This window comes from Nocardia sp. NPDC056952 (assembly GCF_042674185.1).
Lineage (GTDB): Bacteria > Actinomycetota > Actinomycetes > Mycobacteriales > Mycobacteriaceae > Nocardia.
Map to the genome: position 1 here is coordinate 167,187 of NZ_JBHURA010000010.1, position 25,091 is coordinate 192,277.

21 protein-coding genes are annotated in these 25,091 nt (G+C 68.6%); 17 read left to right on the forward strand and 4 right to left on the reverse strand.

Translation table 11 applies throughout. The features are described 5' to 3' along the window. Window positions 1-48: 48 nt before the first annotated feature. From murG to ftsZ, 4 genes are all read left to right on the forward strand, one after another. A complete protein-coding gene (gene murG, locus ACFTS5_RS28115; protein ID WP_056816454.1) occupies window positions 49-1,164 on the forward strand; it encodes an undecaprenyldiphospho-muramoylpentapeptide beta-N-acetylglucosaminyltransferase in 1,116 nt (371 codons plus the stop codon). Continuing rightward, window positions 1,161-2,675, forward strand: coding sequence for a UDP-N-acetylmuramate--L-alanine ligase (murC, locus tag ACFTS5_RS28120; RefSeq protein WP_378636691.1), 1,515 nt, complete (start codon window positions 1,161-1,163; stop codon window positions 2,673-2,675). The genes murG and murC overlap by 4 nt, the downstream gene beginning before the upstream one ends. Window positions 2,676-2,683: 8 nt before the next feature. Beyond that, entirely contained in the window at window positions 2,684-3,361 is a 678-nt protein-coding gene (locus ACFTS5_RS28125; RefSeq protein ID WP_378636838.1) for a cell division protein FtsQ/DivIB, read from the forward strand. A 160-nt stretch (window positions 3,362-3,521) separates the two neighbouring features. Next, window positions 3,522-4,781, forward strand: coding sequence for a cell division protein FtsZ (gene ftsZ / locus ACFTS5_RS28130; RefSeq protein ID WP_378636693.1), 1,260 nt, complete (start codon window positions 3,522-3,524; stop codon window positions 4,779-4,781). A 68-nt stretch (window positions 4,782-4,849) separates the two neighbouring features. On the opposite strand, the gene ACFTS5_RS28135 is transcribed toward ftsZ, so the two are convergent. After that, complete coding sequence (locus ACFTS5_RS28135; protein ID WP_378636696.1) at window positions 4,850-5,395, reverse strand: hypothetical protein; 546 nt, start codon at window positions 5,393-5,395, stop codon at window positions 4,850-4,852. 178 nt (window positions 5,396-5,573) lie between these two features. On the opposite strand from ACFTS5_RS28135, the gene ACFTS5_RS28140 reads away from it, so the two are divergent. The 8 genes from ACFTS5_RS28140 (at window position 5,574) to ileS (ending at window position 15,846) form a co-directional block, all read left to right on the forward strand. Continuing rightward, entirely contained in the window at window positions 5,574-8,363 is a 2,790-nt protein-coding gene (locus ACFTS5_RS28140) for an AAA family ATPase (protein ID WP_378636698.1), read from the forward strand. Window positions 8,364-8,509: 146 nt separating this feature from the next. Then, window positions 8,510-9,241, forward strand: a complete 732-nt coding sequence (gene pgeF / locus ACFTS5_RS28145; protein ID WP_378636701.1) for a peptidoglycan editing factor PgeF — start codon at window positions 8,510-8,512, stop codon at window positions 9,239-9,241. Beyond that, window positions 9,238-9,969 carry a YggS family pyridoxal phosphate-dependent enzyme gene (locus ACFTS5_RS28150; RefSeq protein ID WP_378636703.1) on the forward strand — a complete coding sequence of 244 codons (732 nt, stop codon included), beginning with the start codon at window positions 9,238-9,240 and terminating at the stop codon, window positions 9,967-9,969. Before pgeF ends, ACFTS5_RS28150 begins: the two co-directional genes overlap by 4 nt. Window positions 9,970-10,076: 107 nt before the next feature. Continuing rightward, a complete protein-coding gene (locus tag ACFTS5_RS28155) occupies window positions 10,077-10,832 on the forward strand; it encodes a cell division protein SepF (RefSeq protein WP_378636706.1) in 756 nt (251 codons plus the stop codon). Window positions 10,833-10,921: 89 nt separating this feature from the next. Beyond that, entirely contained in the window at window positions 10,922-11,224 is a 303-nt protein-coding gene (locus ACFTS5_RS28160) for a YggT family protein (protein WP_056816435.1), read from the forward strand. A 60-nt stretch (window positions 11,225-11,284) separates the two neighbouring features. Further along, window positions 11,285-12,142 carry a DivIVA domain-containing protein gene (locus tag ACFTS5_RS28165; protein ID WP_101463560.1) on the forward strand — a complete coding sequence of 286 codons (858 nt, stop codon included), beginning with the start codon at window positions 11,285-11,287 and terminating at the stop codon, window positions 12,140-12,142. Window positions 12,143-12,231: 89 nt separating this feature from the next. Continuing rightward, a complete protein-coding gene (locus ACFTS5_RS28170; protein ID WP_378636709.1) occupies window positions 12,232-12,432 on the forward strand; it encodes a hypothetical protein in 201 nt (66 codons plus the stop codon). 279 nt (window positions 12,433-12,711) lie between these two features. Further along, window positions 12,712-15,846, forward strand: a complete 3,135-nt coding sequence (gene ileS, locus ACFTS5_RS28175) for an isoleucine--tRNA ligase (protein ID WP_378636711.1) — start codon at window positions 12,712-12,714, stop codon at window positions 15,844-15,846. 60 nt (window positions 15,847-15,906) lie between these two features. Here the strand turns inward: ileS and ACFTS5_RS28180 are convergent, their stop codons facing one another. Next, window positions 15,907-16,320 carry an organic hydroperoxide resistance protein gene (locus ACFTS5_RS28180; RefSeq protein WP_378636713.1) on the reverse strand — a complete coding sequence of 138 codons (414 nt, stop codon included), beginning with the start codon at window positions 16,318-16,320 and terminating at the stop codon, window positions 15,907-15,909. A gap of 110 nt (window positions 16,321-16,430) precedes the next feature. Between ACFTS5_RS28180 and ACFTS5_RS28185 the strand changes: the two genes are divergently transcribed. Both ACFTS5_RS28185 and ACFTS5_RS28190 read left to right on the forward strand, forming a co-directional pair. Then, complete coding sequence (locus ACFTS5_RS28185; protein ID WP_378636714.1) at window positions 16,431-16,964, forward strand: TetR/AcrR family transcriptional regulator; 534 nt, start codon at window positions 16,431-16,433, stop codon at window positions 16,962-16,964. Between the two features lie 317 nt (window positions 16,965-17,281). Continuing rightward, window positions 17,282-17,797 (forward strand): NlpC/P60 family protein, encoded by a 516-nt coding sequence (locus tag ACFTS5_RS28190; protein ID WP_378636717.1) that lies wholly within the window; start codon window positions 17,282-17,284, stop codon window positions 17,795-17,797. Here ACFTS5_RS28190 and ACFTS5_RS28195 read toward each other — a convergent pair. Further along, window positions 17,794-18,675, reverse strand: coding sequence for a UTP--glucose-1-phosphate uridylyltransferase (locus tag ACFTS5_RS28195; protein WP_056816413.1), 882 nt, complete (start codon window positions 18,673-18,675; stop codon window positions 17,794-17,796). The genes ACFTS5_RS28190 and ACFTS5_RS28195 overlap by 4 nt on opposite strands. 177 nt (window positions 18,676-18,852) lie before the next feature. On the opposite strand from ACFTS5_RS28195, the gene ACFTS5_RS28200 reads away from it, so the two are divergent. The 3 genes from ACFTS5_RS28200 (at window position 18,853) to ACFTS5_RS28210 (ending at window position 24,050) form a co-directional block, all read left to right on the forward strand. After that, window positions 18,853-20,151: a DNA polymerase IV gene (locus tag ACFTS5_RS28200; RefSeq protein WP_378636840.1), complete on the forward strand. Its 1,299-nt coding sequence runs from the start codon at window positions 18,853-18,855 to the stop codon at window positions 20,149-20,151. Between the two features lie 59 nt (window positions 20,152-20,210). Further along, a complete protein-coding gene (locus ACFTS5_RS28205; protein WP_378636720.1) occupies window positions 20,211-20,708 on the forward strand; it encodes a hypothetical protein in 498 nt (165 codons plus the stop codon). A gap of 105 nt (window positions 20,709-20,813) precedes the next feature. Next, entirely contained in the window at window positions 20,814-24,050 is a 3,237-nt protein-coding gene (locus ACFTS5_RS28210; protein ID WP_378636722.1) for an arabinosyltransferase domain-containing protein, read from the forward strand. A gap of 90 nt (window positions 24,051-24,140) precedes the next feature. On the opposite strand, the gene ACFTS5_RS28215 is transcribed toward ACFTS5_RS28210, so the two are convergent. Continuing rightward, a complete protein-coding gene (locus ACFTS5_RS28215; protein WP_378636724.1) occupies window positions 24,141-25,070 on the reverse strand; it encodes an ADP-ribosylglycohydrolase family protein in 930 nt (309 codons plus the stop codon). Window positions 25,071-25,091 lie beyond the last annotated feature (21 nt).

Here is a 25,091-nt window from a genome sequence, read left to right on the forward strand (position 1 = left end):
GGCTTTCGCGAGATCGAATTCGATACAGAGAGAACGAGGTAGATCCAGGTGAGTAACCCGCGATCCGGGTTGTCGGTGATCGTCGCAGGCGGAGGAACCGCAGGCCACATCGAACCCGCGCTGGCTGTCGCCGACGCGCTGCGCAGACTCGACGACTCGATCCGGGTGACCGCCTTGGGTACCGAGCGTGGACTCGAGACGAAACTGGTGCCCGAACGTGGGTACCCCCTGGAGCTGATCCCGCCGGTGCCGTTGCCGCGCAAGCCCTCCGCCGACCTGCTGCGGCTGCCCGGCCGGGTGCTCGCCTCGGTCAAGGCGACCAGGGCGGTGATCGACGACGTGCAGGCCGACGTGATCATCGGGTTCGGCGGCTACGTCGCGCTGCCCGCGTATCTCGCCGCGCGCGGCGGGCTGTTCGGTCGCAAGCGCAAGGTGCCGGTGATCGTGCACGAGGCCAACGCGAAGGCCGGTATCGCCAACAAGGTCGGCGCGAAACTCGCGGCGAAAGTGCTCGCCGCCGTTCCGGATTCCGGACTGGCGGGCGCGCAGGTCGTCGGCATTCCGGTGCGTGCGTCCATCACCGAACTCGACCGGGCGGCCTTGCGCGCGGAAGCTCGCGCGCACTTCGGCCTGCCCGCCGAGGGACCGGTGCTGCTGGTGTTCGGTGGTTCGCAGGGTGCGCGCAGCCTCAACGAGGCAGTCTCCGGCGCCGCACCGCAACTCGCGGCCGCGGGCGTCTCGGTGCTGCACGCGCACGGCCCCAAGAACAGCGTCGAGGTGAGCACCGCCGACGCGCCCGCCCCCTATGTGGCGGTGCCCTACCTGTCGCGGATGGACCTGGCCTACGCCGCCGCCGACGCGGTGGTGTGCCGATCCGGTGCGATGACCGTGGCCGAGGTGTCGGCGGTCGGCCTGCCCGCCTTCTACGTACCGCTGCCGCACGGCAACGGTGAACAGGAATTCAACGCCCGACCAGTGGTCGCGCAAGGTGGTGGCACAATTGTGGCCGACGCCGAGCTGACCCCGAAATACGTGATCGATGAGGTGATTCCGCTGCTGCTCGACCCCGCTCGACTCGCGCAGATGAGCCGCGCCGCCGCAGGCGCAGGCCATCGCGACGCTGCCGACACGGTGGCCAGGATCGTCACCGAGGTCGCCCGATGAGCGAGCCGGACCAGCAGATCGGGGAGTCCGCGGGCGCGGCACTGCCACCCGAACTCGAACGCGTGCACATGGTCGGCATCGGCGGTGCGGGCATGTCCGGTATCGCGCGCATCCTGCTCTCGCGCGGGGGCAAGGTCTCCGGCTCCGATGCCCGCGAGAGCCGTGGCGTGCTGTCGCTGCGGGCCCGTGGCGCCGAGGTGCGCATCGGGCACGCCGCCGACGCGCTCGACCTGCTGCCCGGCGGCCCGACGGTCGTGGTCACCACCTACGCGGCCATTCCGAAGACCAATCCAGAACTGGTCGAAGCGAATCGGCGCGACATCCCCGTGCTGATGCGCCCGACCGTGCTCGCCGCGCTGATGCGCGGGCACAGGACCTTGCTGGTCTCGGGTACCCACGGCAAGACCTCGACCACCTCGATGCTGATCGTCACGCTGCAGCACTGCGGCGCCGACCCGTCGTTCGCGGTCGGTGGAGAGCTCAACGAGGCGGGCACCAACGCCCACCACGGCAGCGGTGACATCTTCGTCGCCGAAGCCGACGAGTCCGACGGCTCACTGCTGCAATACGACCCGGACGTCGCGGTGGTCACCAATATCGAATCCGACCATCTGGACTACTTCGGCACCGACGAGGCCTACATCCAGGTCTTCGACGACTTCGCCGACCGGCTCGCCCCCGGCGGCCTGCTGGTGGTGTGTCTCGACGATCCCGGTTCGCTCGCCTTGGCCCAGCGCGTCGCACCGCGCATGGCCGAACGCGGGATCGAGGTCCTCGGTTACGGATCGGGCGATCTCGATGACGCGCCCGTGCCCGTCGGCGCGCGGCTGCTCGACTGGCAGCCGCGCGATGTCGGCGGCATCGTGGAGTTCCAGCTCGACGGCGAGACGATCCCGCGGTCGTTGCGCCTGTCGGTGCCCGGCAGGCACATGGCCCTCAACGCGCTGGCCGCGCTGCTCGCCGCCCGCGCCACCGGCGCCGACATCGACGAGATCGTGCAGGGTCTGGAGGGATTCGGCGGCGTGCACCGCCGGTTCCAGTTCACCGGCCGGGAGAACGGGGTGCGGGTCTTCGACGATTACGCCCACCACCCCACCGAGGTCCGTGCGGTGCTGGAAGCCGCCGCGCAACTGGTCGCCCAGGAAGCGCGGGACGGCGCTCGCCTGCAGCGCGGCCGGGTGATCGTGGTGTTCCAGCCGCATCTGTACAGCCGCACCGCCACTTTCGCCACGGAGTTCGGCACCGCGTTGAGCCTGGCCGACGAGGTGGTCGTCCTCGACGTCTACGGCGCGAGGGAAGACCCGCTGCCCGGCGTCAACGGCGCGCTGGTCGCCCAGTCGGTGACCACACCCGTGCACTACCAGCCGGATATGTCCAAGGTCGGCAAGCAGGTTGCCGCGCTCGCGGGCGACGGTGACGTCGTGATCACCATGGGCGCGGGCGATGTGACGATGCTCGGCAGCCAGATCCTCGACGGCCTGCGGGCCAGGCCGCAGCAGGGCGGCCGGTGAGATTGCCGATGCCCGCCGCGCGCGGGTGGCACGGCTACCGTCTCTGGACGGTGGTCGGGGTGGTCGTGGTGAGTCTGCTGGTGGTGCTGGCCTGGTTCACACCGGCGTTGTCGGTGCGCACGGTGCGCGTCGACGGGCTGTCGGCGGTACCGGAGGCCGACGTGCGTGGTCGGCTCGAAATTCCGGACGGCCGTTCGATGTTACGGATCGATACCACCGCGATCGCCCAGCGCGTCGCCGCGATCCCGAAGGTACGTTCGGTCCGGGTGCAGCGTAAATTCCCCTCGACAGTGCTGGTCACCGTCGTGGAGCGAACACCGGTGGTGTACTTCGACGCTCCGGACGGCGCCCATCTGGTCGACGCCGAGAGCGTCGAATTCGCGATCGAGCCCGAACCACCCATCGGGGTGCCGAAACTGCTCACCGAGGGCTCGTTCACCGGGCCGGCGGCGGCCAGGGCTGCGGTGGATGTGCTGGTCACCCTGCCACCCGCCTTGTCGGTGCAGGTGGGCGAGGTTGTCGCACGGTCGATTTCGGACGTCTCGCTGAGCCTTCGTGATGGCAGGAAGGTAGTGTGGGGCGGCACGGGCGACGGTGAGCGCAAAGCTGCTGTCGTGTTGCCACTACTGACCCGTGAGGGGACCGTGTTCGACGTTTCGAGTCCGAATCTGGTCACGGTAAAGTGAGCGACATTCTTTGTGGCACAAGATTCTGGCTCTCATCTCGGCGCGCCTGCGCCGCGATCGCAGTGGCTGCGAATAGCGTTCCGCAGCAGTCGGATACTTGACATAACGCCAACCCTATGGTTGAGGTTGAGGGTTTAAGATCGAAGGAAGGCGAGAGCCCATGACGCCCCCGCACAACTACCTTGCAGTGATCAAGGTCGTCGGTATCGGCGGCGGCGGCGTGAACGCCGTCAACCGAATGATCGAACAGGGACTCAAGGGAGTCGAGTTCATCGCGGTCAATACCGACGCGCAAGCCCTGCTGATGAGTGATGCCGACGTCAAACTCGATGTCGGTCGTGAGCTCACCCGAGGCCTCGGTGCCGGAGCCGATCCGGAAGTCGGCCGCAAGGCCGCAGAGGACCACAAGGACGAGATCGAAGAGGTGCTCAAGGGCGCCGACATGGTCTTCGTCACGGCGGGCGAGGGTGGTGGCACCGGTACCGGTGGCGCCCCTGTCGTCGCCAGCATCGCCCGCAAGTTGGGCGCCCTGACTATAGGGGTCGTCACCCGGCCGTTCTCCTTCGAAGGAAAACGGCGCGGGAACCAGGCCGAAGTAGGGATCAACCTGCTTCGCGAGTCGTGCGACACCCTCATCGTCATTCCGAACGACCGGCTGCTGCAGCTGGGCGACGCCGCGGTGAGTCTGATGGACGCCTTCCGCTCCGCGGATGAGGTGCTACTCAACGGTGTTCAGGGTATTACCGACCTGATCACCACCCCCGGCCTGATCAACGTCGACTTCGCCGACGTCAAGAGCGTGATGTCGGGTGCCGGCTCGGCACTCATGGGCATCGGCTCGGCGCGGGGCGAGGGTCGTTCGGTGAAGGCGGCCGAGACGGCGATCAACTCGCCGCTGCTCGAAGCCTCCATGGACGGCGCGCACGGTGTGCTGCTCTCGATCGCGGGCGGTTCCGACCTCGGGCTGTTCGAGATCAACGAGGCGGCCTCGCTGGTGCAGGAGGCGGCCCACATCGAGGCCAACATCATCTTCGGTACGGTCATCGACGATTCGCTCGGCGACGAGGTGCGGGTCACCGTCATCGCCGCGGGATTCGACGGTGGCGGCCCGTCTCGGCGGAGTTCGGAGCCCAGCGCGGTCACGACCAGCCGGACCGGGACGAACCCGATCGGTTCCGGCCGCGCGGGGGAGATCGGCCAGGGACGTCCGTCGGAGGCGCCGTCGCGTCCCACCGAGCCCGCCACGGCCGGGGTGTCCGGTGGCCGGGCCGCCGCGCCGAACTACCGCGATACCGAGCGGTACCGGGAGTCGGAGCGTCAGCGGGTCACCGAACGCGCGATGAACCAGGTGAACAACCCGGAAGTGCGCGAAGGCGACGACGACGACGAGATCAACGTCCCGGACTTCATGCGTCGGTAAGCGTTCGCAGACACGAAAAGCGCCCGAACTCCTGTCGAGTTCGGGCGCTTTCGCGTGGTGGGAGGGGATCAGCCCTTGGCGCTGCCGAGGCAGTAAGTGATCTTCGGATCATTGACCACGAGCACCTGGTCGGCGTCCTCGCCGCACAGCTGCTCGTCGACCTGACCGTCGACGCGGGTGACGACCTTGAAGCTGGCGTCGGACGCGGTGCACGGCACGAACTTGTAGCCGGTCATCATGCCCTCGTTGTAGCAGCTGCCCTCCTTGAAGTTCGGGGCCAGACAGAGGAACGCGACCGTGCCGCCGCTGCCGAAGGTCTCCTCGTAGGACGTGTAGTCCTCGTGGCACTCGACCTTCTTGTCGTGGACCTGCACGACCTGGTAGACGGCGTTCTCGGCCGAGCACGGGACCGGCTCGGTCTTGGAGTCGATCACCGACGCCGAGATCACGTTGATGCACTCACCGACCTTCGAGCGGGCGGTGTCGGACTTGCTCGCGTCCTTGGCGACCTCGGTGACCTTGTCGACGGCCGAGCAACTCGCGGCACCGAGTGCCGCGACCGCCAGCAGTGCGAGCGAGAACCGCGAAACCATTCCCTTGCCGGTGAACGTCATGCGAACCTTCTTTCTGCAGAACCTCACCGCGGACCCTTCGGCGGTGTAGGCCCCGATCACCCAACCTCACCCGGCGCCGGCGAGCATCCGGGAAACCACGGTAATTCCGCCGCGGTGGCACCGTTATGCTCTGATCCGGCCGTCCACGGCCGATCTCGCCAGTGAGGTACGGAGTGTCATGTTCGAACGCGCATTCGTCGGCCGCACCGCCGAACTCGCCGCGCTGACGATGACTTTCACCGGCCCGGACGCGCCCTGGTTGCTGCTGGTCGACGGACCGGCCGGAATCGGCAAGTCCCGCTTGATCGCCGAGTTCGTCGGCGCGGCCCGCTGCCGGGTCCTGGTGGTCACCAGCGCCGAGGACGCCCAGTCGCAGCCGCACTATCTCGCCGATGACATCGTCGAACAGGTGGGCGGGAGCACGGGTGATGCGTCCGCGGCGGCACCGAAGGACTCGGGAGTGACGCCGGATTCACGCGACCATGCCGACCTGGTTCGCCACGTGCGGCGTGCGCTCGGCGCGGTCGAGACCCTGCTCGTTGTCGACGACGCGCAGTGGGCAGACCTGGAATCGGTGCGGCTGCTGGCCTTTCTGATCCGGAACCGGCCCGCGCGGGGATTCCGCCTGCTGCTCTCCTTCCGCGACGGCGGTTGCCCACCGTCGATCGCCCGATCGGTGCGCGCGCCGCAGGTGCGGACGGTGCACGTGCGGGTTCCACCGTTCACCGAGGCCGATGTCGACGGGTTGCTGCCGGGGGAGGACCCGGGTCGGCGGGCCAGATTGTTCGCCGCGTCCCATGGCAATCCGCTGTACCTGACGCTGCTCGCCGATCTGCCCGACCGCGAATTGGACCGGGCATTGCACGGGGAGGAACCCGACCCCGCGTCGAACGATTTCGCGGCGCTGGACCGGACGATCCGCGCCGAACTGGCCCAGCTTCCGGATACCGAGCGGCTCGTGGCGCAGGCCATCGCGGTGTGCGGGCTGCCCCCTGACCTCGAACTGTTGTGCTCGACGGCCGATCTCGCGGAGGGTGCGGTGGTCGCGGCGGTGGATGGGCTGGTTCGGCGCGGAGTGGTCAGCATCGGCGACGGCGCGGTGACGTTCGCGCATCCGCTGATTCGCACGGCCGCCTACCGGCTGTCCGGCCACGGCTGGCGAGCGATGGCGCACCGCAGGGCCGCGCTCGCACTGCGCGCACGTGGTGCGTCGATGCCCTCGCGCGCACGTCATCTCGAGCACACGCTCCTCGGTGTCGACGAGCTCGCGGGCGCGGAACTGAGACTGGCCGCCGAACAGGTGCTCGCCGACGCCCCGGCGGCGAGCGCCCGCTGGCTTTCGGCCGCTGTGCGGATCGCGCCCGCGACCGACGACCCGCTCGCCGACGCCTTGGCGCTGGGCCGGGCGCAATTGCTGTCCGGTGCGGCCGCACAGGCGGTGGAGACCCTCGAACCGGCTGCCGCGACCGCGGGTCGGCACCAGTTGGAGGCGCTGCTGCTGTCGGCCCGTTGCGCGCGCATGCTCGGTCGCATCGACCAGGCGCGCACGCTGCTCGCGCACGGTGCGACGCTGCCTCGCCGCCCGGGCGACGGACCGGTGCAACTGGAACTCGCGATCCTGGAAATGCAGGACCGCCAGGACTCCGAGGGCCAGGCCCGCCTCACCGCGCTGTTCGACTCCGATGCCATCGACGACCCGGCCGTCCGCGCCGCCGCGACGGCCCTGCGCTGCCTCGGTCTCCTGGCCGACGCGCGCATCGCCGAGGCCGCCCAGCTCTACGACCCCTGTGGCCGAGCGTTCGGCGTGCTCACCGACACAGTCCTGCGTGAAGTGGTCCACGCCGCCCCCGCGTTCGGCTGGTGCGCGTACTTCCTCGACCGCGACGCCGACGGCCTGCACCACCTGGACCGCGCGATCGCGGTGAGCCGCCGCTTCGGCCGCACCTACGCTCTCGCCGAGCTCCACACGGTCCGCGCCTACTCGCTGGCCAAACTCGGCCGTCTCCACGACGCCATCGCCGCCGCCGATGAAGCCACCGACGCCGCGACCACCTTTGGCTATCCCGACCTGCTCTCCTTCGCAGGCGCGCTGAAACTGCGCACTCTCCAACTGACGGCCCCGCAGGCGGCGGTAACCACCCAGTGGCACACCGTTTCCGCGCTCGCGCGCCCCACCGTGCGCTGGTGGCGCCAGGTTGTGGAGACAACCCTCACCGAAGTCGCCCGCACCCTGGATCTGCCCGCCTGCGCACCCCCACCCCAGAACGGCCGCCCCGGCCCGCTCACCCCGACGCACCTGTCCAGGGCCGCCCGCGCCGCGATAGCCACCGGCGACCTCACCGCCGCCGCGGACCTGATCACTCGTGCCGAAGCGGCCGCCGCGGCGACCAGCCACGCCGTCCACCTCGGCGAGCATTCCGTCGCGACCGTGCAGATCACCCCGGGCAGTGACCTCGGCAGTCAGGTGGGCGCGGCCGCGCTGGCGCGGGCCGACTACGCCGCGACCACGGGCGAGCTGGCCGTCGCGGCAGCGGCTGCCGAGGTAGCGGTCGCGGCGTTCGCGCGTGCCGGAATGGTGGTGAACCGGGCACAGGCCGAATTGATCGCCGGTGTCGTCGCGGGCAGAGGTGGTGATTTCGGTCGCGCGACCAGTCGATTCGCCTCCGCACGCGCGGTCTTCCTCGCCACCGGTGCCACCCGGCTGCTCGACGAGGTGACCACCGAACAACGTCGTCTCGCAGGCGCCCAGCGGGTCGGCCCCCCGGCCGCGCTGACCAGGCGCGAACGCGAAGTCGCCGACCTGGCCGCCAACGGCCACACCAACAAGGCCATCGCCGAGCACCTCTGCCTCAGCCCCCGCACCGTCGAAGACCACCTCAGCCGAGTGCTTCGCAAACTGGGTCTGGCCGGCCGCGCGGGCATCGCGCGCAAGCTCGGCGAGCTCGACATCGCGGAGTCCACCGCGTGACCGGGCGCGCGGGCATCGCCGTAGCGGTCGACGGCGGCGGTCCGTTCGGTGCGGTCGGGCACCTGTCCGCCCTGTCGTTTCGCGCTTGACCGACGTCACTACGCGCGATGACCGCCCGACCCGGTGACCGCACTACGCTCGAACACATGACTTCCGCACCCTCAACCGTGACCGTTCGCCGGGTGACCACCACCCGCGCCGGTGGCTTCTCCGCCGCGCCCTACGACTCGTTCAACCTGGGTGACCACGTCGGTGACGATCCGGAAGCTGTGCGCCGTAACAGGATTCGGCTGGCCGAGGGCATCGGCCTCACTCCCGACCGGCTGGTGTGGATGGAGCAGGTACACGGGCGCACCGTCGAGATCGTCGACGGGCCGCGCGCCGAACCGGTGCCGGTGACCGACGCGCTGGTCACGACCGTGCCGGGACTGGCGCTGGTGGTGCTCACCGCCGACTGCGTGCCGATCCTGCTCTCCGACGACGAGGCCGGCGTCATCGCCGCCGTGCACGCGGGCCGCATCGGCGCCCGGATCGGCATCGTGCCGCGCGTGCTGGACGCGATGGTGTCGGTCGGCGCCCGCGTCGACCGCATCGGCGCCTTCCTCGGCCCCGCCGCCTCGGGTCGTCAGTACGAGGTCCCGGCCGCGATGCGCGCCGACGTCGAAGCCCACCTGCCCGGCAGCGCGACCACCACCGTCCGGAAAACTCCCGGTCTCGACCTGCGCGCGGGCATCCGCCGACAGCTCACCGAGGCGGGGGTCGCCGGAATCGCCGTCGACCCCCGCTGCACCATCGAGGACAAGACCCTGTTCAGCCACCGCCGCGGCGCCCCGACCGGCCGCATCGCCGGCGTGATCTGGATGGATGCCGCCGCATGACGACGGAAACCGCGACGGACCGCACCGCGGAGCTCTCGGCCCGTCTCGACGGGCTGCTCGCGCGCGTCGACGCCGCCGTCGACGCCGCCCGACGCCCGGCGGGCTCGGTCCGTCTGCTCCCGGTGACCAAGTTCTTCCCCGCCACCGATGTGGCCATCCTGCACGCCCTCGGCCGGCGCGAATTCGGTGAGTCGCGCGAGCAGGAAGCCTCGGCGAAGGTCGAGCAGCTGGCCTACGACGATGTCGAATGGCACATGATCGGCCGTTTACAACGCAACAAGGCGCGCTCGGTCGCGCGATGGGCGCACACCGTGGCCTCGGTCGACAGCGAACGTCTGGCAAACGCCCTGGACAGGGCTGCGCAGGACGCACTCGCAGCCGGCGAGCGTATCGCGCCGCTGCGGGTGCTGCTGCAGGTGAGCCTGGACGCCGACCCCGGACGCGGGGGTGTCGCACCGGCCGATCTGCTCGCCCTGGCCGACCTGGTAGCGAAGGCGCCCGGGCTGCATCTGGCCGGTCTGATGGCGATTCCGCCCCTTGACGCCCCGAGTGATGTGTCGTTTGCGAATCTTGCGACATTGCACACTTCGCTGCTCGCGCAACACGCCGAAGCCACCGAGCTTTCTGCAGGTATGTCGGGTGATTTGGAGATTGCGGTCGAACACGGTTCGACGTGTGTGCGTGTCGGAACCGCCCTGATGGGCGCGCGACCGATAACCTCGGCGTAGCAAAGAAACCTCACCAGTCACATTCGACACATACGATTGGGCTGAAGAGGCGCTGAGCAAGAACTTCAACACCCGGCCGCCACCGGGGCCGAAGGAAGGTCGACCAGATGAGTACCCTGCATAAGTTCAAGGCGTACTTCGGCATGGTTCCGCTCGATGAGTACGAAGACGACTACGTCGACGATCATGCCCCTCGCGGCGTCGAGGAGCGCGCGGGTCGCGTTCGTCCGCGCAGCTACGACCGTTATGCCGAAGACCGCTACGGCGCCGACCGTTTCGAGGACGAGGCCGACGACTTCCCGCAGCCGGCATACAAGTCGGCCTACCAGGCGCGTCGCGACGACTATGTCGCCGACACCTACGCCGACGATCGCTACGAGACGCCGCGTCGCCCCACCAGGATCGAAACGGCGCCGTCGTCGGGCCGGTCCTTCCGGGCAGGCGGTGTCGCACCCGGTATGCGCGGCTCCACTCGTGGTGCGCTCGCGGTCGATCCCGACGCCGAGGAGCGCAGGCTGGAGGAGCGCTTGCGCCCCGAGCCCGCCCCCGCGCGGCGTCCTGGGATCTTCGAGGACGGAGGTCCCTTGTCCAAGATCACCACGCTGCGTCCGCGCGATTACAGCGAGGCCAGGATCATCGGTGAACGGTTCCGCGAAGGGAATCCGGTCATCATGGACCTGGTCGACCTGAGCAATGCCGATGCCAAAAGGCTGGTCGATTTCGCGGCCGGACTCGCTTTCGCGCTGCGTGGTTCGTTCGACAAGGTGGCGACGAAGGTGTTCCTGCTCTCACCGGCCGATGTCGACGTATCAGCGGAAGAACGCCGCCGCATCGCCGAAAACGGCTTCTACAACCAGAAATAGAGAACGCACACCGGATACCGAGATGGCCGCCCGCGCACTGCGCGGCGCGGCCATTTTGCACCATGCCGATTTTGCGGCAGAGTGAAGCCGTGGCCCTGTTCGCGGTTCTGTACCTCGTGCTTTTCATCTTCTGGCTGTTGCTCATCAGTCGGGTGATCGTCGAGTTCATTCGCAGTTTCGCGCGCGACTGGCGCCCGACCGGTGTGGTGGTGATCGTCCTCGAGGTGATCTTCACCGTTACCGACCCCCCGGTGAAACTGCTGAGGCGGTTGATACCTCCTGTGAATCTTGGGGGGATTCGTCTCGATCTTTCGATAATGGTCCTGCTCTTCCTCGTCTTCATCCTGATGTCGATCGTGGGTAGGCTCGGTCAGCCCGTGACCTCCGTGTGACACAATGAATCGAGAAGACCGCTTGCTAGTTCTCCAAAAGACGCGTGAAGGGATCCTTCGATGCCGCTGACTCCTGCCGATGTGCACAACGTCGCGTTCAGCAAACCGCCGATCGGTAAGCGCGGCTACAACGAGGACGAGGTCGATGCCTTCCTGGATCTCGTCGAACAGGAGCTTTCGCGCCTGATCGAGGAGAACGCCGACCTGCGTCAGCGGGTCGCCGAACTCGACACCGAGCTGGCCGACGCCAAGAAGAACCGTGGTCCTGCCCCGGTCAGCGCCGTGAAGGCGCCCGTGCAGCAGGCACCTCCTCCCGCGCCGGAACCTGTTCCGCAGCCGGTTCCCGTCGCGCCGCCCGCTCCGATGCCCGTCGCGGCGCCGGCGCAGAACAACGGCCCGGACGCGAACATGCAGGCCGCGAAGGTGCTCACCCTGGCGCAGGAGATGGCCGACCGCCTGACCACCGACGCCAAGACCGAGGCCGAGGGGCTGCTCTCGAACGCGCGAGCAAACTCCGAGCGACTGGTCGGCGACGCCCGCACCCGTTCGGAAGCGATGATCGCCGACGCGCGTCAGAAGTCCGACGCGATGCTGGCCGACGCGCAGAACCGCTCCGACACCCAGATCCGGCAGGCCAAGGACAAGGCAGAGGCGCTCACCGCCGACGCCGAGCGTCAGCACGCCGAGATCATGGCCACGATCACTCAGCAGCGCACGGTGCTGGAAAGCCGCATCGAGCAGCTGAAGACCTTCGAGCGCGAGTACCGCGTGCGCCTGAAGTCCTACCTGGAATCGCAGCTGGAAGAGCTCGAGAACCGTGGGTCGGCCGTGCCGGTCGACGGTGGCGAGTTCGCGGGCGAAACCAACGGTTCGGCCAACAGTCTGGCTCCGGCTTCCTTCGCCAAGGGCGGCAAGTAAACTGGTTCCCGAGTCGCGCGACGCAGCGCGTCGCGTGATTCGGGAATGCCCAGTTATCGTCGGGCTGCTCGGTTGGCTTGGGAGTCACCATGCTCGTCTTGACGCTTGTTCTAGCGGCGATCGGCTTCGGACTGCTCGTCGCGGCGCTCGCCACCGGTTCGGTGGTGTGGGCGTGGGGATGCATTCTGATCTGCGTAGTCGGTGCCGCGAGTTTGCTCGTGAGCGCGCTGGCCACCCGAAAACCCGAGAGCGAACCGGCCTCACCCGGCCGACACGCCCGGCGGAACTGAACGGGCGCGGAATATCCACTGGACGCGCCCGGTTAGAATCGAACTACACATAGCGCTGATCCGGCTATCACCGGGGAGCTTTCGGAAGAACGGCGCGCAGCGCTCAGTAGAACCGAACGGGTGAGCCCGTCACAGCTCACACAACGAGAGGCCTGAACCCTTCGCAGGGAGTGGATCAGGCAAACGGGGTGGTACCGCGGTACGGCGCACCGGCGCCGACATCGTCCCCGTGCCCACATCTCGCGCTCACGGCGCGGCGGCACGAGGAGCAGATCCGCGATGGCGGACGAGACAACTACCGGTAGCGCATACCCCCGGGTCGATTTCGGCGCGGCTGCGGGCGCGACGTTCCCGGAGCTCGAAACCCAGGTGCTCGACTACTGGGCTCGCGACGACACCTTCCGCGCCAGCATCGACAATCGCGACGGTGAGGGTGAGTTCGTCTTCTACGACGGGCCCCCGTTCGCCAACGGCCTGCCGCACTACGGCCACCTGCTGACCGGCTACGTCAAGGACCTGATCCCGCGCTTCCAGACCATGCGCGGCAAGAAGGTCGACCGCCGCTTCGGCTGGGACACCCACGGTCTGCCCGCCGAGATCGAAGCCGAGAAGCAGCTCGGCATCACCGACAAGGCCCAGATCGACGAGATGGGGCTGGCCGAGTTCAACGCCGCCTGTAAGTCGTCGGTGCTGCGCTACACCGGTGAGTGGCGCGATTACGTCACCCGGCAGGCCCGCTGGGTCGACTTCGACAACGACTACAAGACCCTCGACCTCGACTTCATGGAGTCGGTCATGTGGGCGTTCAAGTCACTGCACGAGAAGGGCCTGATCTACCAGGGCTTCCGCGTGCTGCCCTACAGCTGGTACGAGCAGACGCCGCTGTCGAACCAGGAGACCCGCCTCGACGACGCGTACAAGATGCGCCAGGACCCCGCGGTCACCGTCGACATGCGCCTGTCCGTCCCCGCCGAGCACCCGTTCGCCGCGCTGGACGGCGCGAACGCGCTGATCTGGACCACCACGCCGTGGACTTTGCCGTCCAACCTCGCGATCGCGGTGCACCCCGACGTGCGCTATGTGCACGTGCGCGGCGCCGACGACAAGCGCTACCTGCTCGCCGCCGAACGTCTGTCGCACTACAGCCGCGAACTGGGCGAGGAGCCGGAGGTGCTCGGCGAGTACGACGGTGCGGCCCTGGCCGACCTGTCCTACGCCCCGCCGTTCGACTTCTTCGTCGGCCACCCGAACTCGCACCGCGTGCTCACCGCCGACTACGTCACCACCGACTCCGGCACCGGCATCGTCCACCTCGCACCGGCTTTCGGTGAAGAGGACATGGACGTGGCCTCGGCCAACGGCATCGAGATCGTCCAGCCACTGGACCCGGCGGGCAAGTTCACCTCGATGGTGCCGCCGTACGAGGGTCTGATGGTCTTCGACGCCAACCCGGTGATCATCAAGGACCTCAAGGCCGCCGGAAAGCTGTTGCGGCACGAGACGATCGAGCACTCGTACCCGCACAGCTGGCGCTCCGGTCAGCCGCTGATCTATATGGCCGTGCCGTCCTGGTTCGTCGCGGTCACCAAGTTCCGCGACCGGATGGTGGAGCTGAACCAGCAGATCAGCTGGGTGCCCGAGCACATCCGCGACGGACAGTTCGGCAAGTGGCTCGAAGGCGCGCGCGACTGGAACATCAGCCGAAATCGCTACTGGGGCAGCCCGATCCCGGTCTGGGTCTCCGACGATCCGGCCTACCCGCGCGTGGACGTCTACGGTTCGCTGGACCAGCTCGAAGCCGACTTCGGCGTGCGCCCCACCGACCTGCACCGCCCGCACATCGACGACCTCACCCGGCCCAATCCCGATGACCCGACCGGGAATTCGACGATGCGCCGGGTCCCCGAGGTGCTCGACTGCTGGTTCGAGTCGGGCTCGATGCCCTACGCCCAGGTGCACTACCCGTTCGAGAACAAGGAGTGGTTCGACAGCCACTTCCCCGGCGATTTCATCGTCGAGTACAACGGGCAGACTCGCGGCTGGTTCTACACGCTGCACGTGCTCTCGACCGCGCTGTTCGACTCGCCGTCGTTCAAAACCGTGGCCGCGCACGGCATCGTGCTCGGTGAGGACGGCCTGAAGATGTCGAAGTCGAAGGGCAACTACCCCGACGTCAACGAGGTATTCGACCGCGACGGTTCCGACGCCATGCGCTGGTTCCTGATGAGCTCGCCCATCCTGCGCGGTGGCAATCTCATCGTCACCGAGCGTGGCATCCGCGAGGGCGTGAGCCATGCGATGCGGCCGCTGTGGAACGCGTGGACCTTCCTGCAGCTCTACGCCTCGAAGCCCGGTGTGTGGCGCACGGATTCGCCGAATGTGCTCGATCGCTACATCCTGGCCAAGCTCGCGGTCACCCGCGACGTGGTCACCGAGGCGCTGGAGACCTACGACATCGCCGGTGCCGCCGACGAGTTGCGTGGGTTCGCCGACGCGCTCACCAATTGGTATGTGCGCCGGTCGCGTTCGCGGTTCTGGTCCGAGGATCGCGACGCGGTCGACACCCTGCACACGGTGCTGGAGGTGGTCACCCGGCTCGCGGCGCCGCTGCTGCCGCTGATCACCGAGGTGATCTGGCGCGGGCTCACCGGCGAGCGCTCGGTGCACCTCACCGACTGGCCGACCGAGACCGAGCTGCCGCACGATCCCGACCTCGTCGCCGCCATGGACGAGGTGCGGGTCGTGTGCTCGACGGTGCTGAGCCTGCGCAAGGCGCAGAACCTGCGGGTGCGGTTGCCCCTGGCCGAGGTCACCATCGCCGCGGCCGATGCCGAGCGGCTCGCGCCGTTCACCGAGCTGATCGCCGACGAGGTCAACGTCAAGAAGGTCGACCTGACCACCGACGTCTCCGCGCACGGCAGGTTCGAGCTGGTCGTGAACGCGCGCGCCGCTGGCCCGCGCATCGGCAAGCAGGTCCAGACGGTGATCAAAGCCGTGAAGGCGGGGGAGTGGAGCGAGTCCGCCGACGGTGTCGTCACCGCCGCGGGGATCACCCTGCTGCCCGAGGAGTACACCCAGCGTCTGGTGGCCGCCGAACCCGAGTCCACCGCCGCCCTGCCCGGCAATGCCGGCCTGGTGGTGCTGAACTCGGTGGTCACCGAGGATCTGGAGGCCGAGGGCTGGGCCCGCGACCTGATCCGCGACCTGCAGGAAACCCGCAAGTCGCAGGGGCTGGAGGTGTCCGACCGGATCAGTGTGGTGCTGGACGTACCCGCCGAGCGGGCCGAGTGGGCCGCGACCCACCGCGACCTGATCGCCGGGGAAATCCTCGCCACCGCACTGGCTTTCGGTGATGCCGGTGCCGATGCCGCCGAGATCACGGGCGGCGTGAAGGTGTCGGTCACGAAGGTCTAGTACTTCGAGACAGCGAAAGGGCGGGACCTGCCGGTCCCGCCCTTTTTCGCGTGAATGCGGTTACTCGACAACCAGTTCCACCGGGATGTTGCCCCGAGTGGCGTTGGAGTACGGGCACACCTGGTGGGTCGCCTCGATGAGCTGCTGCCCCTGCTCGTTGTGCAGGTGCTCGGGCAGTTCCACGCGCAGCACGACCGAGAGTCCGAATCGGCCGCCGTCGAGGGGGTTCAGGCCGACTTCGGCGGTCACCGACGCGTCGTCGGCGTCCAGCTTCATCCGCTTGGAGACCAACTGCAGCGCACTGGCGAAACAGGCCGAATAGCCCGCCGCGAAGAGTTGCTCCGGGTTGGTGCCCGCGCCGTCGCCGCCCATCGCCTTGGGGCGGGCGAGCGTCAGGTCGAGCACGCCGTCGTCGGTGTAGGAACGGCCGTCGCGGCCGACCGAGGTGGCTACTGCGGTGTAGATGGGTGCCATGGTGTCCTCCTAGACAGACTTGTCTGTTCGTTTGTGTCCTCAGAGTAGACAGACCTGTCTGGTATCGTCAAGGGAAAGCGCTGAATCCCGGAAAGGACACAGGTCAGGCGATGAGTGCGGCTCGTGAACGTCTGCTCGATACGGCAACCCGGTTGTTCTATACCGAGGGTGTCCACACGGTGGGCATCGACCGGATCATCGCCGAGGCCGGCATCGCCAAGGCCACGTTCTACCGGCACTTCAAGAGCAAAGACGACCTGGTAGTCGCCTATTTGCAGCGCGAATACGCGCGCCAGCGCGAGGCGCTGGAATCGGTCGAGGGCGAAGGCTTCGCCGCGGTCACCACCATCTTCGACGCGCTCCGTGACATCAGTTGCGGCCCCGGCTTCCGTGGCTGCCCTTTCCTCAACGCCGCCGTCGAATTCACCGACCCGCAACACCCGGTCCGCCGCGTCGTCGACGACTACCGCACCTGGTTCCGTGAACTCATGGCCGAACACCTCCGCGCCGGCGGTCACTCCGCCCCCGACGACGCGGCCCGCGCCCTGCTGCTCACCCGCGACGGCGTCACCATCAGCGGCGGCGTAGGCGACAACGACACCGTGCGCGCCGGCATCGAGGCGGCGCTGAAACTCATCGGCTGATCACGCGAGAAGACGGGGAACTCGCCGGGTGCGCCCATACGGCCCGGCTACCTCCTGGCCACGCCGTCACGACCGGCGGAAGTCGGGGAGAGGCCGCACAGTCGTGCAGAATTATGGCGTTACTGCTGATGCGCATGGAACCGCTGAGGCGACAGTGACTGCTCGTGACGTTTGTCCTGTGGAAACGGTGCCGCGCCGATGATGGCGACATCCCGGCGCGACACCGGATCAGTGGGTGGCTCACCCGGATCAGGCGATGCCGCCCGATAGCCGACCAGCCGGAAGCTCCGCTCCCGGCCGTGAGGAAGGGCGCGCACATGAAGCGAGAACTCCTGGGACGGTTGGCCTTCGGCTTCGTCGCCACCGTCACCACCACCATCGTCCTCGCTGGGCCCGCGTGGTCGCAGCCGGGCAGCTCGTCGGGCTCGGGGACGTCAGGTTCCTCGTCGGGTAGTTCCAGTGGCTCCGGCATGATTCCGCTGCCCAGCGCCACCGGCATCGGCGCGCTCACCGCCGCCATGACCCAGCTCGGCAAACCCTACGAGTGGGGCGCCATGGGGCCGCACTCCTGGGACTGCTCGGCGCTGGTCCAGTGGGCGTTCCGGCAGGTCGGCGTCACCTTGCCACGCACCACGTGGGAGCAGGCGAAGGTCGGCCTCCCGGTGACCTTCGGCGGCCTGGCACCCGGCGATGTCGTCATCCTCAACGGCGACGGCTCCCACGTCGGCATCTACGCGGGCATGGGCCAGCTGCTCGACGCCCACGACTGGGGCGTCCCGGTCGGCCTGCACCCGTTGCGCGAATTCGATATCTTCGCGATTCGCCGGTTCTAGTTCTCGTCCACCAGCTGACGCAACAGCGGGCCGTATTCGGGATGGGCCAGTGCCGAGGCGAACTGGGCCACCAGGTAGTCGGCGGGGTTGCCGGTGTCGTACCAGCGGCCCTGGATGACCTGGCCGTACACCGCGTGCTCGGCGGCGTAGTTGTTGATCGCGTCGGTCAGGTACACCTCGCCGGTCTGGTGGGTGTACCAGTTCTCGGTCTGGATGCGCAGCTCGTCGATGATGCCCGGCGTCACCACGTAGCCACCGATCGCCGCGAAGGCCGACGGCGCGTCTTCGGGCTTGGGCTTCTCCATCAGGCCGGAGATGCGCAGCAGCCCGTCGTCGAGGTCCTCACGCACCACGGGCACGCCGTAGCGCTGCGATTCGCCCGGCGACATCGGCAGCAGCGCCAACACCGGGCATCCGGTGGATTCGTAGGCGGTGATCAGCTGCTGAGCGCGCGGTACCTCGGCGACGAACACGTCGTCGGGCCACAGCACCAGCATCGGTTCGTCGCCCAGATGACGTGCGGCGTTGAGCACCGGCGTGCCGTTGCCGTACGGGCCGTGCTGGTCGAGGTAGGTGATGTGGCCCTCGCGGGAGAGCTCGCCGACCTCCTCCACGGCGTCGGCGTAGGCGGACTTGCCGTCGGCGCGCAGCTGCGCGACCAGTGCCGGATTCGGCCGGAAGTGATCCTGGATCAACGACTTGCCGCTGCTCACGACGATGGTGATGTCGGTGATCCCGGAGGCCACCAACTCACGCACGGTGTGCTCGATGACCGGTTTGTCCCCGACCGGCAGCATCTCCTTCGGCGTCGCCTTGGTCAGCGGAAGCAGCCGGGAGCCGATTCCCGCCGCCGGAATGACAGCCTTGCGGATCTTCATCTCCCGATCATCACATATTCGGCTGTGTGATCGGTGTGCGACGGCTGGCAACGGGCTCGAGGAATTGTCGGTGACCCGGCGTAGATTGCGCTCGTGAGCACTCACACTCCTGCCGCCGGGGCTCCGGCCAGGCCAGATGCGGCGGTCACCGCCCGTCGCTGGGTGCTGCACATCGATATGGACGCTTTCTTCGCCTCGGTCGAACAATTGACCAGACCCACGCTGCGCGGCCGTCCGGTCCTCGTAGGTGGGGCGAGCCAGCGTGGCGTCGTCGCGGGGGCCAGCTACGAGGCTCGGGTCTACGGCGCGCGTTCGGCCATGCCGATGCACCAGGCCCGGCGGCTGATCGGCGTGTCGGCGGTGGTCGTCCCGCCGCGTGGCGCGCTGTACTCGGTGCTGAGCGGGCAGGTGTTCGACGCGTTGCGCAGCTGTGTCCCGGTGCTGGAGACGCTGTCGTTCGACGAGGCCTTCGCCGAACCGGCCGAGCTGGCGGGAGCGAGTGTCGCGCAGGTCGAGGACTACTGCGCGATGCTGCGCGCGCTCGTCCGAGCGCAGACCGGGCTCACCGCCTCGATCGGCGCGGCGACCGGGAAACAACTCGCCAAGATCGGCTCCGGTCTCGCCAAACCCGACGGGATGCGGGTCATCTCGCCCTCGGAACAGGGCGAGCTGCTCGCCTCGCTGCCGGTGCGCAAGCTGTGGGGGATCGGCCCGGTAGCCGAGTCGAGGCTGCGCAGCCTCGGCATCGAGACGGTCGGCGCGTTCGCCGCGCTGCCGGAATCGGAGGCGGTCTCGACCCTCGGCGGCAGCATGGGCGCCGCCCTGCACCGGCTCGCGCGCGGGATCGACGACCGGCCGGTCACCGAACGCGCCGAGGCCAAGCAGATCAGCGCCGAGAACACCTACGAGCGCGACATCGTCACGATGGCCGACCTGCGGGCCGCCGTCACCGCGATGGCCGCGTCGGCGCATCGCAGACTCGAACGCGACGGCCGTGCCGCCCGCACCGTGGTCCTCAAGCTCAAGAAGTCCGATATGGGCATCGTGACCAGGTCCTTCACCCTGCCGTACGCCACCGCCGACCTGACCACCCTGGCCGCGGCCGCGCAGCGTTCGGCGATCGATCCCGCGGAGCTGGGCCCGATCCGGCTCGTCGGCGTCGGGTACGGGGGATTGTCGCTGGTGCGCCAGGAATCGCTGTTCCCCGAACTGGATCAGGCGGTACCCGCCGATCTCGGCACCGTCGAGGATCCGCCGCCGCCGTCGCCGGACGAGCCGAATCTGCCTGCGGGACTGTGGTTTCCTGGCATGGATGTGCATCATCCGGAATTCGGGCACGGCTGGGTGCAGGGCGCGGGCTACGGCGTGGTGACCGTGCGTTTCGAGACCAGCTCGACAGGTCCCGGTGCGGCGCGTACCTTTCCAGCCGACGACACGGGGCTGACACGGGCCGATCCGCTCGCCAGTCTCGCGTGAAGAGTAGCCTCGGCTACCGCGATGGAACGACTCCCACCTCGAACGCAAAGGACGAGCAGTTGAAGCTTCGTACGACCGGACGTGTAGCGATCGCCGGACTGGCCGTGGTCGCCGCCCTCGGCCTGAGCGCGTGCAGCGACGACAAGGGTGACAAGCCCGCCGCCAAAGCCACCACGAGCGCGAAGGCTTCGGCTTCGGCGGCCGCGGACCTGCCCCCCGTGCCGACCGTGGAACAACTCAACCAGCAGCTCACCACCGCGCTGGATCCCTCGGTCCCCAACGACCAGAAACTGGACTTCGTGCAGGGCGGCGAGGCCGACCCCGAGCTGCCGAACCGCTTGGCCCAGGCCGCCTCGGACGCCAATGTCCAGGTGCAGGTCACCGAGGTGACCTCCTTCGGTGACAGCGTCAACGCCAAGGCCAACTTCACCGTCAACGGCCAGACCAACGTCGTCGACGTGCCGTTCGTGGCCGAAGACGGCAAGTGGAAGGTCCAGAAGTCGTGGGCCTGCGGCATGATGACCAACCTGGGCCAGACCTCGGTCGCCTGCCCCTGATCTGCCACGCTCGAGCCCCGTTCGGATGTTTCCGGGCGGGGCTTTCGCGTGTGAGTCGCGACGGTGTTTCGCCTGCTGCCGGTGGCGCGGCTACTATCGGGCCCCGTGGTAGAGACGATCGTGCGGCAGGGGCATCCGCCCAAGGATGTGTCGGAGCCGGCGCGACGTGATCGCCCGGGGTGGGCGCGCATCGTCGCGATCGTCGCGGGACTGATCGGCATTCTCAGCGCCGCGGTGATCCCGTTCCTGCCCGTGCGGGTCGACGCCGCGACGGTGTCCTGGCCCCAGCAGGGGTCGCCCGCCGCGGTCGAATCGCCGCTCGTCGCCTACGCGCCCGCCGCTCTCTCGGCGACGGTGCCGTGTGCCGCGCTGAGTTCGCTGGCCGCGACCGGCGGTGTCGCGGTCTCGACCGTGCCGCGGCAATCGGCCGATATGGAGAAGTACGGCTTCGTCGTGAAGGTGGTCGCCGACACCGCCGAACGCCCCGGCCGGGTGGACGTGGTCTCGCGCTCGACCCTGGTGTGGACGGCACCGCTCGCCGACGTGCTCGACCGGTCCTGCGCGCTGACGATCGCGATCACTCCGCAGGAATCCACGGTCACCACAACAGGTCTCGGTGCGGGCGCCGCCGTGGCCGCCGATCTGCGTCCCCAGGTCGTGGGCGTTTTCAGTGAACTCACCGGCGCCGCCCCCGCCGACCTCGCGGTGCGCGTCGATGTCGACGCCCGCTACACGTCGTCGCCGACCTGGCTCAAACTGGCCGCCATCGTGCTGTGCCTGCTGGCCACCGCGGTGTCGTTGTTCGCCCTGCACCGTCTCGACGCCCTCGACGGCCGCTCCGCGCGCCGGTTCCTGCCGCAACGCTGGTGGCGGCTGCGCCCGGTCGACTGGCTGGTGTTCGCGGTGCTGCTCGTCTGGCATTTCATCGGCGCCAACACCTCCGACGACGGCTACATCCTCGGAATGGCGAGGGGCGCGCGCAGTTCGGGCAACATGTCCAACTACTACCGCTGGTTCAGCGTCGACGAGGGCCCGTTCTACACCCCGTACGTCGACATCATCGGCTGGCTCACCCACATCTCCGCGGTCAGCCCGCTGGTCCGGCTGCCTGCCCTCGGTGCGGGCGTGCTCACCTGGTGGTTGATCAGCCGCGAAGTGCTGCCCCGCCTCGGCGTCGCAGTGCGCCGTGAACGCATCGCCACCTGGACCGCGGCCTTCGTCTTCCTGGCCTTCTGGCTGCCCTACAACAACGGGCTGCGTGCGGAATTCGTTGTCGCGCTGGGCGTTCTGGTCACCTGGGTATCGGTTGAACGAGCGATCGCGACCCGGCGGCTCGTGCCGTTCGCCGTCGCGGTGATCGTGGCCGCCTTCACCCTCACCGGCGCACCCTCGGGCCTGATCTGCCTCGGCGCGCTGGTGGCCGGTGCGCGCGTCGTCACCGCGATGATCGTGACGCGGTCGAAGTCGGTGGGCTACCTCGCGCAACTGCTGCCGATCCTGGCCGCGGGCACGGTGGTGCTCACCGTCGTCTTCGCCGACCGGACGTTCGCGGGGGTGCGGGAGATGTTCGCCGTGCACAGCGTGATCGGGCCGGGGGAGTCCTGGTTCTTCGAGTTCCTGCGTTATCAATATCTTCTGCAGCTCAATGCTGATGGCTGGCTGACCAGGCGATTCGGTGTCTTCGCGATGCTGATCGGCCTGATCGTGTGCACTGCCGTCATGCTGCGGCGCGGCGGCCATATCCCCGGCATCGCCGTCGGCCCGACTCGGCGCATGCTCGGCATCACCCTCGCCGCCATGGTGCTGATGATGTTCTCGCCCACCAAGTGGACCCACCAGTTCGGCGTGTTCGCGGGCCTGGCCACCTGTGTCGCCGCGGTGACGGCGGTCGCGGTGAGCGCGCACGTCCTGCGGCCGATGCGCAATCGCGCGCTGTTCGCCGCGGGTGTCTTCTTCGCCCTCGCCATGACCTGGGTCGGCGCCAACGGCTACTGGTATGTCTCTTCGTGGGGGATCCCCTGGTGGGACAAGCCGCCGACCGTCGCCGGATACGGCGTCTCGACCTTGTTCGTCGGTCTGACCCTGCTCGCGCTCGCCGCGGCGGCGTGGTACCACGTCCATCCGAACCTGAACCCGAAGGCCAAGGTCGGCTGGTTCGCGGGGACACCCGTTCTCGCTGTCGCCGCCGCGCTGATGGTGCTGTTCGAGGTGGCCTCGTTCGCCAAGGCCACTGTCGCCCAGTACCCCGCGTACTCCCTCGCCGGCTCCAACCTCTCCGCCGCCTTCGCCGGTGGGTGTGGGATGGCCGACGAGGTGCTCGTCGAAACAGACCCGAACGCCTCGATGCTCGCGCCGCTGTCCGGCGACCTGACCAGCACGATGAACGGCACCGACTCGACCGGCTTCCGGGCCGGCGGTGTCGCGCCGGTGCTCACCTCCGACGAGGTGGAATCGACCACCGGCCAAGCGAATTCGGTATCCGACGACCCCGACAAGCTGCGCGACGCCTCCACCTCGGCGGGCTCGGAATCACGACAGGGCTCGCTGCAACTGCCCTTCGGTCTCGACCCCGCGACCCCGGTTCTCGGCAGTTACCGCCCCGGCACCCAGGAGCCCGCGGCGCTGACCACGGGCTGGTTCCGGCTGCCCGACGGCCCGCGCGGCCCGCTGCTGGCGATGTCGGTGGCAGGCCGGATCCGCTCGGTCGACGCCGACGGCATCGTCCACCCCGGCCAGGAACTGGCCCTCGAATACGGCACCGCCGCGGCCGACGGCACTGTCACCGTGACCGGCCAGATCGCGCCGACCGATATCGGCCCGGCGCCGATGTGGCGCAATCTGCGTGTCCCGATGGATCAGCTGCCGTCCGAGACCAGCGTGGTCCGCTTGGTCGCCGTTGACAAGGACCTCGGCCCCGACCAGTGGCTCGCGCTCACCCCGCCGCGCATGCCGCAGACCACCACGCTCAGCGCGCTGGTCGGCCGTGAGGCGCCGGTGCTGCTGGATTGGGCTGTGGGACTGCACTTCCCGTGCCAGAACCAGATGCCCACCTACAACGGCATCGCCGAACTCCCCGAATACCGCATCCTGCCCGACCGCAACGGCGCCACCATCACCAACCTCTGGCAGGGCCACGACGGTGGCGGCCCGCTCGGCTGGACCCAGCTCCTCTTCACCGCCCGCACCCTGCCGACGTACCTGAACAACGACTGGGACAGGGACTGGGGCTCCCTCGAGCAGTACCTTCCCCTCGACGCCACCGCCGGCCCCGCGAAGGTCACCGTCGACTCCGAAAACCGCTGGGGCACCTGGACCCCCGGCCCGATCATCACCGCCTGGTAGTCATACCGGTGGACAGCTGATCACCACGCTGTCAGGGGAGCATCGCCGAGTGCGGTCCGCCACCACGGTGGGGTGATCGGCTGCCCACCTTCAGCGGGAGTTGGTGGCGATGCGCAGAGCCAGATCGGGGAGGTCGGCGCCGGTGAGGCCGGGGTAGCCGTGGAGGATGGCGCGCCAGCGGGCGGGGACCGCCGAGGCGCCCCAGCGGGCGCCGAGGAGGCCCCCCGCGATGGCCGCGGTGGTGTCGGTGTCGTTTCCGGCACGGACACACGCCTCCAAGGCGAGCGGAAGGTGCTCCGGCGTCGACTGATCGGTGGTCGTGATCGCCCACCACGCGGTCTGGAGGGCGTGCACGACCCAGCCGTTGTTCGGGAAGTCGGCGGGCGTGCCCTTCTCCGCTTCGTCGAGACGGTCGGTCCAATAGGCGGACTGCGGTGAGCCGCTGACGTATTCGCGAACGCCGTCGAAATCGGCGTTCAGTACCGCATGCCGGATCGCGTAGGTCCACATCTTGCACGCCTCGACAGCGTTGTCGTCGTAGTGCGTGAGCAACCCGACCCGGCCCGCCGCCGCGACGCATTCGGCGGCGTCGTCGAGATAGGCCAGCGCGACCGGCGCGGTCCGCATCAGCGAGCCGTTGCCGCCGGTTCGGCCGGTGAGCGACATCGCCACCGCCTGCATGTCCAGTGCGGAGGAAGGTCTGGCGGACAACACGTTTCGCGTCTGGTTCCCGATGTCCGGCGGCTTCGAGTCGTACCAGGAGACGAACCCGGCCGCGACCGCGTCGAGATCGATGCCCGGCCCACTGGACGCGGCTACCGCCACGGCGACCGACATCGACGTATCGTCGGTCCACTCGCCCGGCGCCCAGTCGAATACCCCGCCGCCGATCATGTCGATCACAGTGTCCGGTCCGGGATGTGTGAACTCGTAGCCTGCCCCCAGCGCGTCGCCGGCGGCGGTACCGACCAGCACGCCGGCGACCCGATCCGAGTACCCCGCATCGTGCACAGAATCCACCCCTCTCGGGTGTGCCCACTA